Here is a 13,016-nt window from a genome sequence, read left to right on the forward strand (position 1 = left end):
GTAATTTTTTAACTTTTTATCTAAACTATTATTAAAAAGCAAACTTATCACCACTACCTGAACCTGCAACTACCGTTGGACCACCAGCCACTATTGGTGAAATTGTCCAGTTGGTTTTATTTCCCAAAGCATTTTGTGGTAACGAATATTCTGTTGCCGAATCAATACACGTAACTGGTGCTACACCATTTTTACCTGTAATACCTAGTTCTGGAGCAAAAGTTCTCTCAATTGGGTAAGTAAAAATTCTTGGCTCACAAGTACCATTGGTAATTTTCAATGTTAATATCCCTGGATTATTATCCAGGTTGCTAATTGTTAGAACCGACCCCTGAGCACCTGACTGGACAAGATCCCAAGCCGGATTACTTGATATCCATTCATATGTATAACCGGCTACTGGTGTAATTGTTATTGGATATGATGTTGTTCCTGTAACTATACAATTTGGAGAATCAGTACTTAAATTAGGGCTAAGAGTTGGTTCTAACGGAATATTTCCAACAGATTTGGTAACGCAGGTTGTATGTGTGCCGCCGGCATTTCCATCCCATCCGTTTGCCCTTCCATAGCACACCTTTACGTACCAGCTGCCGTCAAGCGTAACTGGAGTTTTGAACGTAATGGAACTCTTATCTGCAGAAGTATAGATGTTACTGATAGATTCTGAACCATTAGAAACCGTCCAATAATATTCATCAACACCTATCTCATCACCAAGATTATCACTGGCAATCTGATCTACGGAGTAAGTATAATCCGTATCAGGTAGCCAGCAGTCCGGACCAACAATAGGAGGAACATTTGAAGCATCATATTGCTTGTAAATATCAAACTCTATTCTACCACCACAACCACCATTGTTATATGAAACCCACACCTGTCCTTTGCTACGTGCTAGGCTATCATTTTCTGACGGTCTTAGGTTTTTGTTGTAAGAGTAAATCGTAACAGCCGAAGTGGTTGCTGTTTGTGATTGTTCGATATCAGCAGGACGTTTCGTAAATGACAAATCACCCCATAATCTAAGTGTGCTGAGGCTTGCGCCATTGTCGATAATGGTAAAAGAACCACTGCCTGGATCCGGCATTACAACCACACCGCCGTTACCGACCTTACCACCCATTCCGGTTGCTGCACCCGTGCCGGTGCCGGCGACCACCACGTTACAGTTCATAGGTACCTGTACTACAGGTTGTTGGGCGACAATAATGCCCGCCCACAGAAGAATTACCATCGGCAGATTCTTCAGAAAATGTTTAATTGATTTTTTCATAGTAAATAATTTTACCGGTTAATAATATATAAAAAATGATTTGGTTTATTTTTTTAGGAATTTTCCTTTCCAATGCCCTTTTTCCGTTTTTGCCAAGAGAATGTACAAGCCTTTTGGTAAAGCAGAAACATCAGTCTCTTTGGAATTTCTGTCTACCAGAACCGTCTGCCCAAGCATATTGATAATGCTTATTTTTTTCACTTTGCTTTCGGTTTTCAAAAACAGTTGGTTGTCTACAGGATTAGGATATAAAACAATCGCATTTTGTTGCAACTCGTTTACCCCAAGATACTGTATCTGCCTGCATTCTGAAATCACGCTGCATCCTTTGGCATTGGTTACTTGTACGGCATAGGAGCCATTGGTCTGTGCCGTATAGCTTTGTGCGGTGGCACCTTCTATCGGATAATTGCCGTTATCACAATCCAACCACTGGTAAGTAACGCCTTCTCCTGTAGCGGTGGCGGTAAGGATATGATTGTTCTGCGTGATCCCGCCATCCGGTTTTGGAACCTGCGTAATCCAGATCTCCTGAGAGCTACCGTAACATTCTGCATTTTCCTGTGCAATGAGGGCGTATTTGCCCGGTTGGGTAAGGGTAAGTGTAGCTGTGGAGCCGTTAATCTCTGCCGGTACATTGCCGTTGGGTGTGCTCCAGAAGTAGGTAAGGGCAGGATTGGATATATTTGCAGAGAGCGTGAGACTTTCTCCCTCGCACAACTCGTTGCTTACAGGGGCATCTAGCACTGGATTTGCTGTATTACAAGTGCCATATTTTGCAAGAAAGCCGTTGTAGAAATTGCTGTTGTTATTTAGTGGTGCTGTTAAAATATGATTTTCATCAAAATAAATCTGCACTTCATAATAGCCCGATAACCATATATTGCCGCCGTTACGAGTCTGTGCCAAAGCTGATATATTCCGTATCTTATTAACAGCATTTGGGTCTGTAGATTTGATGATTTTTTGCCATAGAGGCACTCCTGTAGCACTTAATTTACAAATTTTTATTTTCATCGGTGTATACATCCCGTTGAAAGTTCCAGCACCATAGATATTTCCTAAATCATCACTTAAAAGATATTGAAACTTATCTCCATCATTTGTTTTTTCCAAATATACCCAGTCTACAAGATATTCAGGATAACTAAGTTTCAATATAAACCCATCAGTATCGGATTCCGCCTGGTCATCGGAATTGGTGCTGTGCCCAGTATAAGTTTGTCCCTCAATTGTAAGGGTTTTACCCAACCAATAACCACCAATCAGGACATCTCCACTAGGAGTTACTGCAAAACCACTGGCATATATACTATTCAAAATGCTGGACGTAGAAACCATTGTGATAGGTTTGGAATCAATCAATTCTCCTTGTGCAGTATAGCGGTATAGTATTCTTGGATTTTGTTGGGTATTCTTTTTGTTAGACCAGCGATACAGTTTTCCCGATGCATCGGGTTTTACCTGCTCGGTATAATATTGACTTTCGGGATAGGTGCCTTGCAATAATTTTGCGGACAACACATCGCCTTGCGAGCTGTATTTCGTAAGATATACCCCTGCTTCTCCGGTATTGGTAGTTAGGGTATGGTTATCATCAAACGTCATATAATCCTGAAACCCTCCGGTCATATTGACATTGCCATCATCATCAAAAAAAAGTTCATTAGTGACTGTTGCATACCCTTTCCAGTAATCATAATCAGGGTGGTCAGTCGTTTTTACCCAAAGCACATTGCCATTTGTATCTAATTTTGCCAGAAAATGGGTTTTGTAATTTCCGTATGTACTGGTAAATCCATCTGTAATATAATAGTTGCCAATAACACTTGCTGCATCCTTTGCACTTTTTCCGCAAAAATAAATATTGCCCTCTTTGTCAACAAGGAGCTTGGTTATATTCACTTCTCCTGAAGTCAATAATTGGATGTTGCCCAAAGGCTTAGCCCAAGCAATAGTGCCGTCAGGTTTATATTTGGCAATATATCCTCCAGTAGAGGTTCTTGCTGGTCTTGTAATGATAATACCATCTAATTTATATGTTCCCTGTATAAAAACTCCTGCCGTATAACTATTGCCCTGCTCATCTGCCGCCACGGCAGGTCCATAGACTGCACTTGTCACAGAAGTATCTCCGCCAATGCGTTTTACCCACGCCAGATCGGAACTTTGGGCTTGTAAAAATGAGATAAGGAATGTGAAATAGAGAATCAGTAAATTTTTATTCATAAAGTGACAGATTTTAATAATAAAAGCAAAATGGACATCAAACAAAAAATCGTTCCTACAGATTTAGGAGCCGTTACCGTCAAAAGAATTAATTAATTGTAACACTCAGTTACAAGTGAGGCAAAGTTGAAAGTTTAATTTTGAAAAAACAATACGTATTTCTACGTGATTTTAGAGTTAAAATTTTTTGAAAAAAATTTTAAAAAGAAGGATTTTTGATGAGCAGATTGAGCTCTAATGCAATAAATATAACACCAAGAAAACTTTTTGCTCCCGTCTTTTTTATAAGCCCGGATTTATGCCCTTCTACAGTTCGGTAACTTATCCCAAGTTTCTTGGCAATATCTTTACTTTTTAGCTCCATTACAGACCAATAAATAATTTCCAATTCTCTTTTTGTAAAGTCAAAACGAATGGGCGAATTTTGTCTGTAACTCCTATTTTCCTGAATTATTTCATCAACCAAATGCTTTAGCTTGCCTTCAAAATAAAAACCGCCGTTATATATTTCCCGGATCGCATCTAACAATTCAGTAGGTTCCGAATCTTTTGTAAAATATCCTGTAACACCCAGATATATTGCTTTTTTGAGATAATGCTCTGCGGACAATTGAGAAAGTATTATAGTTTTGATCTCAGGATAATCATTTTCCAGAATCTGAAGGCACTGAAAACCATCCATTTCCGGCATTTGAAGGTCAAGCAACAAAATGTCTACTTCTGTTTCAATGCTTGAAAGCTTTTCTAAAAGTTCTAAGCCGTTTGAAGCTTCCATCACCACTATGAAATCTTCACAATCATTAATAAGCCTGATTAAGCTTTTTCTGAAAATTTTATGATCGTCTGCTATGGCAATATTAATTTTCATTTTTAAGGATGATTTTAAACAGGTTTCCTTGCTTAGTCGGCAGTTGTTGTAATTTCGCATTGATTGCTTCAACCCTCGATATGATATTTTTTAAGCCATATCCGTTAGAACTTTCAATTTCCGTGAAGAAATCATATGGTTTTCCATTATCAAAAAATTCAATGTGCAGATTTTCATTAAAATGTATCCTTACTTTGATATATGTTGATTTACCGTGACGACAACTATTTGTAATAAATTCGGCTAAAATCTGCAATAACTGATAAGAATTTTCTGGTGAACTCTCAGTAAACCCGTCGTCGATAAACTCGTACTGAAAGTTATTTCGGATGCTGCTCTTCCGCAAATGCTCTTCTATTGAAGGAATAAATCCTGAGGTTACAAGTACGGGTGGCATAAGATTATAACTAATTCTCCTTATTTCCTCTTGTGTATTTCTTATTTCAGCCGAGGCCTCTGTGACTATTTCCAATGTTTCCGGATCACTAATCCTGTTCTTTAAGAGTCCGAAATACATATTAACAGATGCGAGATTTCCCGAAACTGTGTCGTGAAGATTTTCGGAAATTCTTTTTCTTTCCTCCTGCTCCTTATTTAAGACGGCTTTCATTTTAAAAAGATTTTCTTTCTTTTTTACCTCATTCATTTGGTTCTGGTAAAAAAGAGCCAGCATAATAATCGAGATGGCTAATAAAGACATAAATGCTGTGCCTATCCAAAACAAAGAATCTATTTCGAAAACTGCTTCCATACCCCAATGCTTAATAATAATCTCAAAACAAGATTTGCGATAATGTTAATAGCCCAATAATCTATGAAATTTTCTTTATCATTCTTAAACAACGTATTGCTGAGTAAATCTAAGAAAAATGTTGAAGAATGGTATATTAATAATCCAGAAACATAGTAAAAAACGGGAGATTTCCAAAGGTTGGGAATTTCCATTTTTCGAAAAATATTCATAAACCACAAAATGCTCATTATAACAGTAAATAATGTTATTAAGCCCGAGGATATTGACTGCTTAATTAGAAATTGATAAAGACCGATATCTATAAAAAATGTAATGGGTAATGATGCTAGAAAAAGCAATAGGAAAAAAATAAATATAAGCTTATATTTTGGATAATATATCTTATGGAAAAAGTAAAATATTGCAACGAATGAAAACAAATTGTAAACCGTAAACCATATTCTGACATCTATTCGTAACAAGAGGGTAAAAACAAATTCATATATGGAACTGATTGCCACCAAAAGCAGAAAGGGTAATATAGCCCCAACCTTTTCGATTCCACCTCGATGTGAAAAAACTATTATAGCCGGTATAAGACCGGCTAATAATACGATATGTATGAATATTAACATACTAAAATTACAGACCTCCGGAGCCGCTGCAATATGGAGGGCAAGGTATTACTCTGTCCAAAATTAAACCATCTATCATATCGTTTCCTTTCTCATCAACGCCTACCAAAACCCTGTTGCTTTCTGATTCTTCATCGTTATAGCCATTATAAATGCGAAATCCTATGCAACCATCCTGCTCCAAAATCTTTTGTAGTTTATCTTTTCCTACAAAGAACGCTTTTTTTTCGTTAGGATAGCGTTTTTGAAAAGAATGTGTTAACTGCTTTGCTTCATCTAATGTAATAATGTCTCCTGAGTTTGTATTAATATCCATAAAATTTAATGTTTTAGCAAAAATATCTTATTGGATGTATTTATGCAATACGTATTTCTACGTGGTTTTTCAATTATCTCTTTATTCTTTTCTGAGCAATTTCCTCATTTTTTGATGAACTGAATTTTAGACTTTCTTTATATTTCTCTTCCATCCACGTCTGGCTTTTTTCTCCATTAATTTTTAGGGTTTTAGCCTTTTCTTTTTCATCGTACTCAATACTCATTTTTAGATTTTCAACTTTGAAGCTTTTAAAATGCTGTGATGAATAAATTTCTCCTTTGATATGGATTTCTTCTTTTTCCAGTAATGCTTTAATAAACGTAGGAGGTAAGCCTATTTTTTCACATTCTATCACAATCGGAATTGTATCTTTAAGTTCGGGGTGGTAGTCCAATAGTTTATTAAAAACTTTTTGCTGCTTTTCTATGTTGTTCTCTAGTTTTGAAACTGATTCCATTAATTTGCCCTGTTCCTTTTCTTTTTGATTTTTTAAACCAATCATTTCCTTTTTTATCTGCTCATTTTCCTGCTCCAATTTTTTTGTTTTAGAACCTGTTATCGCATTGGCAAAATTTTCAACAATCCTTTTTGAAGTAATATTTTTTTCAATAGACTTAAGCTCTGATTGTTTTATGCTCTTTTCCTGTTCCAACTCTTGATTTTGAATATGTAGGTCCCGATAATATTCAGACGTAGAAATATGTTTGGCTTCCGAACCCACTATTCCTCGTCTTAATCCGTATTTTGCCATTGCGGCAGCATAGGTGTTCTGATAATGTTTCAGTTTATTTCTTGCCACTACATCATCGGCAAAAAGGCGGTTGCTGTTTTGATGTTTCTTTTTATAACTGTCGGTGATCTCTTTTCAATTTAACTGTGAATATGGAGTATCACGAGATTTGCTCAGATTTCAACACAGCAACAAGCTGTTATTGTAGATTCGGGAGAGGCACAACTGGCAAATACTTTGCAAGGCGTTTTTGCTGATCTAGAAAAAGACAGAATACCCAATGGTTTACTATTAGATGCAGCAATAGAATTTGCTCACTTTAAAAAATACGATGATACTTTCTTAAATAACTAATATACCAGTTCCAATTTAGTCTTAGATGTATAAGACATTCTACTGATATTCGTCTGTTAGCCAATGCCCAGATTATAAAAAGTCAGTATAATTTATAATGTTTTTTCTCATTTCTTAAAAAATTAATATTTATTACCTCTTATTATTGCCTATCTTTAACATAATTTCAAAACAAAATAACAACATGAAAAATTTTCTTTTTTTAGCCATTCTTTCTTTATGCCTTTTCTCTTGCAAAGACCGAGAATCTGATCCCAATGTTCTACCCGAAGCCACACAATCTGGTAAAAATACAGCTGGAGCTTTGGTGGATGGTAGAGTGTGGGTAGCAACAGAAAGCTATCTTAATTCTACCGGAGGAGCAGGGACATTTTGTGAAAAAATTAATAATACTACAATAATTCAGATAGATTTAAGACATATATCAGATAAGAGTAGAATTTTTTTTAAAGCGGAAATAGAAGACTTTGAATTAAATAGAACTTATGATTTATATGAAAATATAGATACATCAGACTATAATTATGCATATTATTCTGACAATAGTGGAAATGGATATATGACACAGCCAAATTCAGAATATATTGGCAAATTAAAAATCACAAAATTAAATCTTTTGAGTGATCAAATGGTATGCGGAACATTTGAACTGAAAGCTATAGATCATAACGGAAAAGTGTTAACTATTACAGACGGACGTTTCGACAAAAAATTCGACTAACACAAAAAAATATTTTATGAAAACAAAACTATATTCTATAGCAGTATTTATATCGCTATCAAATTTTTTATGTGCACAAATTCAAGTTAATCAACAAATGGTAGTAAAACCAACTGATCCTGTTGACCAAGCAATTGAATCCTCACTTTTGTTACCTTTTTCAGAATTGGATAAATCAAAAATTGAAACAGGTCTGCTCTTGGATGCAGGGATGGAGTTTGCAGATCTCAAAAAATACAGCGGGATTCCTACGGACAGTTCTTTTACCACCTCTAAAATCATCAGCGATGTGTACAGCACACTGATAATGAGTAAAATTTCGTCCAACGGTGGCACCCTGAAAAATCCAAATGACTTTCAGAATGACTGGTATAAAAATCAAACAATAGATTTAATTACGGTTGCAGGGGTATATTTCAAGTACAACCAGTTTTCTGAAAGCAATCAGAATGCATTCAAAAGTATGGCTTCAAGTTTTACAGATAACAGAACTTCAAATATTACAACCAGCTCACTTGCAATTACGCCTCAAAACAAAATAGTGGATGTTTATAGCAACGGTATCTGGCAAAATCCTTATGATATAAATAAAGTATTTGCAATGGCTCCTATTGCTGGTAGTCATAATAAAATGCACTTCAATGTAGTATTTCCTTCCACATTATTCGTAAGCAACTATAATAGCGAGATTTCATCTTTAGAAGTTAAATTTTCGGATAGTTCCAGTTTTCAAACAATAACAATGGGGCAGATAATACCGGTAAGTTATCCAGCAGTTGGAGAATATACCTGGACCTATAAGCTGACATTAGCCAATGGACAAATTCTATATTCAAAAAATAAATTCACTGTTTCTGGAGATTTGGAAAAGTATGTAGATATAGATAATCAATATCAAGCAGTTTCACCTGTTAGTGGGCTCACGGATAACGGATATTGGAAAGTACAATTAGAGAATTACCAGTATTTTATTCCTTTTCCCCCTACAGTGGTCAATAAGCCGAAGTTGACTTTATATATAAAACTACGCGCAGGACAAACACAGATTACCAAACCGTTTATTGTAGCAGAAGGATTTGATTCTGGTCATATTACAGCCCCAAGACAGGAAGGTGGTGATAATACAATTGAAACTTTTTTAGGAAGTGTAAATCAATATAGTCAGTTAGGAATAAAATTGAATGACTATGATGTTATTTATGTTGATTGGGGGATTGGGACAGATTATATCCAGAACAATGCAGAACTTTTCAAAAAAGCAATCCGCTGGGTGAACCAACACAAGGTGGGCAATGCTAAAAATGTGGTAATGGGACAAAGTATGGGTGGACTTATCGCAAGATATGCCCTTAAGGATATGGAAGACCACGGCGAAAACCACGATGCCAGTCTGTTTATTTCTCACGATGCTCCGCATTTGGGAGCTAATACGCCTATCAGTATGCAATATTTAATGCGTAATATTTCCAAAACATTTCTTAGGTCTCCGATTGTAGCAGGAATTAATTACATTTTCACACCTGCCTTTACAGGGGGTGCCCCAGCTGGGGATATCCTTACTATCGCTGATACACCAGCTTCTAAACAAATGCTTATTAATTATGTAAATAGTAATTATAATATTGACAATTCTGTGCACAATACTTGGCAAGCGACTTTAAAAGCGAAAGGATATCCGCAACAAACTAGAAATGTTGCAATTTCCAATGGAAGTGAATGTGGCACAGACCAAAATATGCAAACTTTGATTGCATACCATCATAACAGCAAAGGTTGGTTTATAGATATTATTGGAGGCCTGATAGGAGGTCTGACTTTAGATCCTTGGCAATTGTTTATATCTGTTTTACCAGGTCAGTCAAGATATTATTATGATTTTGACGCTTATCCAATGACAAATCTAAATGAGTCTAAGCAACTTTACTACGGAAAAATTGTTTACAAGAAGCAAATACTTTGGCTGATTCCGGCTCAAAATACTTTATTGTCAGGAAGCAGAAATCAACCTCAAAATGTACTACCTATAGATAAATACGGTGGAGGGAAGTATCGGTTTCCCAAAAGTTCTATGCCTGATTTTATCAAAAATTACTTAGAAGTGTCCTATTTTTCATTTGTTCCTACTCCAAGCGCACTGGATTATAAATTAGGCAATATGACTCTTGGAGAGTCAGAATACCAAAAACTATATTCTCCGATAGATGATAGTGCAGATGTACCCTTTGCCAATTTTGTAGCGGAACAGATTGGAAATTCTACTTCTGAAAATAACAATCATATTTCTTTCAGTATCAGAAATAGGCAGTTTATTCTTAATCAATTCTCGGATGCTACTAAAGATCAAAAACTAACTACTTCTTTTTTGTGTGGAAGCAACGTAAAAATTGGCGGTGATGCACTATTATGTGGAAATGATACTGCAACTTATACGACAGGTTTTGCACCAACAATCCAATGGTCGATCCTAAATGGTTCTAACCTGATTGATATTAATGGTCCAACTAACCAACCGCAAATCTCACTTACTCCTAAGGCGAATGCAAGTGGTTTGCTAAAGTTACAGGCATATTTAGCTGGTGGTGGAGCATCCAATACAGTCACTAAAGAAGTTTGGATAGGAAAGCCGATGTTTAGTGTGTCACAGATTAACAACCCAAATTATTACAATGAATCTCACTTCTATTTGAGTAATAGTAATGCAACACCTGTAGGATCCGAGCAAGGAATTACACAAGTAACTTGGACAAAATTGTCGTCAAATCCGCAATATGGCGTATCTCTTCATACATATAGTAACCAATTTGAAGGATTTGCAAGTGGACAAAATAATAATTGGACAATGGTAGTTAAAGTGGAAGCAACTAATGGATGCGGAACATCAACTCAAACAGTAACTATTACACCTCCGCCCGCAGCACCGTGTGAAACATTTTCTATTGCAAAAACAGAAGAATCTTCAGATAGCTATGCTGTTCTAAAAATCATCGAACCTCCTTGTGTCTCAAATAAGACAGTAATGGCAAAACAAGGAGATCAATATCAGATAACTGTTGCTAATAGTTTAGGAATTATTGTGATTTCAAAAACAGGAGATACATTTGACTTGCAGAGTTTCCCTAATGGTGTGTATGTTGTGAATGTCTCAAAAGACAATAATACTTTAATAAACCAAACACTTATAAAAAATTAACGTCTTTTAAAATAAGAGACTGCCAAAATGCAGTCTCTTTTCACTAAATATGCTATCGTTTCATTTTTCTACTATTTATTTCTTCATTTCTTGAAAAATTATTTCTCAAACTTTCTCTGTATTTTTCTTCCAGCCACTTTTGACTCGGTTCGCCACTAATTTTTAGAATTTTACCTTTCTCCATTTTATCAAATTCAATACTTAATTTTAGTTTTTCAACCTTGAACCTTTTAAAATGCCTTGAAGAATAGATTTCTCCGCTGATATGGATTTCTCGCTTTTCTAATAGCATTTTTATTAGCTCCGGAGGCATTCCCATTTTTTCACATTCTTCAAGAATAGAAAGAGAATCTTTGATTTCAGGGTGATATTTCAATACTTTGTCAAATATATTATTTTGTTTTTCTAATGTACTTTCAAGTTTTGAAAAGGTATTCTGCATCTTTCCTTTTTCTCTCTCACTATTAATCCTAAGAATGTTAATTTCTTGTTTCATCTGCTGATTTTCCTTTTCCAATTTCTTAGTTTTAGAGCCCGTTATCGCATTGGCAAAATTTTCAACAATCCTCTTTGAAGAAATATTTTTTTCAATTGACTTAAGCTCGGATTGTTTTATATTCTTTTCCTGCTCCAACTGTTGATTTTGAATATGTAAGTCCCGATAATATTCTGTTGTAGAAATATGTTTGGCTTCTGAACCCTCTATTCCTCGTCTTAATCCGTATTTTGCCATTGCAGTAGCGTAAGTGTTCTGATAATGCTTCAGTTTATTTCTTGCCATTACATCATCGGCACAAAGGCGGTTGCTATTTTGATATTTCTTTTTATAACTGCCAGTGTTCTCTTTTTTTGCTTTTCTTCTTTCTCCTGAAACAATCGGAACAATAGTAGCGTGGATATGAGGTGTCTTTTCGTCCATATGCAATACTGCTGAAACCAAATTTTCTTCTCCAAATGTTTCTTTCAACCAATCTAGATTATCATCGCACCAATGATTTAATTGTTTATTGTTCTCGATGGCTTTCATTGTTTCGTGAGTTCCTGACAGCATAATACGAATTGCCCGCACCTGATTGGTTCCAATCTTCCTTTTCAAATTGGCGTTTTCTAACCTATATTGTATTGCCGAAGTTCTGTTTTTAATTTTTTCAGGATAAGTAATCATTTCTTTGTTGAGATGACTTCGTGAAGAATCTGCATTTTTTGGGTGGATTGTCCTTTCAATGTGAGCGGACATTCCGGAGTCATTTCCTTTTGCTTTTTCCAAATGTAAAACTGTATATGACATTGTTCTTAAATTTAATGGTTAAATAATTCGGGGGTTTCCAAAGGGGGATTTCCCCCCTTGGCTTATTGGGGCTTTTTTAGTGTAGTGCAACGGAGCGTTAAGAAAAAGCCCTAATAAGCTATGGCTTTTTCTATCAAAAGCCTGCCGTGCAACCGCTATCTTTTCCGTCTATAAGAGTTTGCCTGTTCTGATTTTATACTTTCTTCAATATCATTAGCCAAATTATTTTTTAGATTTTTCTCACTTTTCAGATAATCGTTCAGGTCTTTTTGATTTTGGTAATGGCTCGATTTGTCAATGAGATTTTTACTCAAAGATTTTAAATAGGAAGTCGCTCTTCGTCCGGCTTCATCATTATCTAAATAGGTCATTATAGTATTATGTGATATGATGAACGATTCGGCTTTTTCCAGATTGCTGACAGAATTGAGAACAACACTGCTTTCCTGCAAATGAAAGGTATTTTTGAGCGTTAAATACGAAAGGTAATCCACGAAGCCCTCAAACACTTTGCAGACATCATTCCCGACTCCGTTTGTGGTGGGAGCTTTTGATGTGCAACCTTTAAAATATTTATTCCGTAATTCATACCCATTCATATCGTTCTTATAACCAATGGCAAAATAATTCTTGTCATTAACCAAATAGCTCACTTCTTTGCAATGATGCATTG

10 protein-coding genes are annotated in these 13,016 nt (G+C 35.7%); 2 read left to right on the plus strand and 8 right to left on the minus strand.

The window, feature by feature from the left end; translation table 11 throughout:
• Positions 1–31: 31 nt before the first annotated feature.
• The 6 genes from AC00Y6_RS15125 to AC00Y6_RS15150 form a co-directional block, all read right to left on the minus strand.
• Positions 32–1,276, minus strand: a complete 1,245-nt coding sequence (locus AC00Y6_RS15125; RefSeq protein ID WP_474491450.1) for a hypothetical protein — start codon at positions 1,274–1,276, stop codon at positions 32–34.
• Positions 1,277–1,321: 45 nt separating this feature from the next.
• Positions 1,322–3,505: a T9SS type A sorting domain-containing protein gene (locus AC00Y6_RS15130; protein ID WP_474491451.1), complete on the minus strand. Its 2,184-nt coding sequence runs from the start codon at positions 3,503–3,505 to the stop codon at positions 1,322–1,324.
• A 199-nt stretch (positions 3,506–3,704) separates the two neighbouring features.
• On the minus strand, positions 3,705–4,373 hold the full coding sequence (locus tag AC00Y6_RS15135; RefSeq protein ID WP_474491452.1) for a response regulator transcription factor: 669 nt from the start codon (positions 4,371–4,373) through the stop codon (positions 3,705–3,707).
• On the minus strand, positions 4,363–5,124 hold the full coding sequence (locus AC00Y6_RS15140; RefSeq protein ID WP_474491453.1) for a sensor histidine kinase: 762 nt from the start codon (positions 5,122–5,124) through the stop codon (positions 4,363–4,365). The genes AC00Y6_RS15135 and AC00Y6_RS15140 overlap by 11 nt, the downstream gene beginning before the upstream one ends.
• 624 nt (positions 5,125–5,748) lie before the next feature.
• Positions 5,749–6,057 carry a hypothetical protein gene (locus AC00Y6_RS15145; protein WP_474491454.1) on the minus strand — a complete coding sequence of 103 codons (309 nt, stop codon included), beginning with the start codon at positions 6,055–6,057 and terminating at the stop codon, positions 5,749–5,751.
• A 73-nt stretch (positions 6,058–6,130) separates the two neighbouring features.
• Positions 6,131–6,712: a hypothetical protein gene (locus AC00Y6_RS15150; RefSeq protein WP_474491455.1), complete on the minus strand. Its 582-nt coding sequence runs from the start codon at positions 6,710–6,712 to the stop codon at positions 6,131–6,133.
• Positions 6,713–7,328: 616 nt separating this feature from the next.
• Between AC00Y6_RS15150 and AC00Y6_RS15155 the strand changes: the two genes are divergently transcribed.
• Complete coding sequence (locus tag AC00Y6_RS15155; protein WP_474491456.1) at positions 7,329–7,865, plus strand: Riean_0653 family protein; 537 nt, start codon at positions 7,329–7,331, stop codon at positions 7,863–7,865.
• 16 nt (positions 7,866–7,881) lie between these two features.
• Positions 7,882–11,055, plus strand: a complete 3,174-nt coding sequence (locus tag AC00Y6_RS15160) for a lipase/acyltransferase domain-containing protein (RefSeq protein ID WP_474491457.1) — start codon at positions 7,882–7,884, stop codon at positions 11,053–11,055.
• A 52-nt stretch (positions 11,056–11,107) separates the two neighbouring features.
• Here the strand turns inward: AC00Y6_RS15160 and mobV are convergent, their stop codons facing one another.
• Positions 11,108–12,343, minus strand: a complete 1,236-nt coding sequence (mobV, locus tag AC00Y6_RS15165; protein ID WP_474491458.1) for a MobV family relaxase — start codon at positions 12,341–12,343, stop codon at positions 11,108–11,110.
• A gap of 155 nt (positions 12,344–12,498) precedes the next feature.
• Positions 12,499–13,016: toprim domain-containing protein (locus AC00Y6_RS15170; protein ID WP_474491459.1), on the minus strand; the 518-nt coding region annotated here is incomplete at its 5' end.

Source organism: Epilithonimonas sp., assembly GCF_056329745.1.

Coding starts and splice junctions, on each gene's coding strand:
- AC00Y6_RS15125 (WP_474491450.1), bottom strand. CDS start 1,276: ATGAAAAAATCAATTAAACATTTTCTGAAGAATCTGCCGATGGTAATT.
- AC00Y6_RS15130 (WP_474491451.1), bottom strand. CDS start 3,505: ATGAATAAAAATTTACTGATTCTCTATTTCACATTCCTTATCTCATTT.
- AC00Y6_RS15135 (WP_474491452.1), bottom strand. CDS start 4,373: ATGAAAATTAATATTGCCATAGCAGACGATCATAAAATTTTCAGAAAA.
- AC00Y6_RS15140 (WP_474491453.1), bottom strand. CDS start 5,124: ATGGAAGCAGTTTTCGAAATAGATTCTTTGTTTTGGATAGGCACAGCA.
- AC00Y6_RS15145 (WP_474491454.1), bottom strand. CDS start 6,057: ATGGATATTAATACAAACTCAGGAGACATTATTACATTAGATGAAGCA.
- AC00Y6_RS15155 (WP_474491456.1), top strand. CDS start 7,329: ATGAAAAATTTTCTTTTTTTAGCCATTCTTTCTTTATGCCTTTTCTCT.
- AC00Y6_RS15160 (WP_474491457.1), top strand. CDS start 7,882: ATGAAAACAAAACTATATTCTATAGCAGTATTTATATCGCTATCAAAT.
- mobV (WP_474491458.1), bottom strand. CDS start 12,343: ATGTCATATACAGTTTTACATTTGGAAAAAGCAAAAGGAAATGACTCC.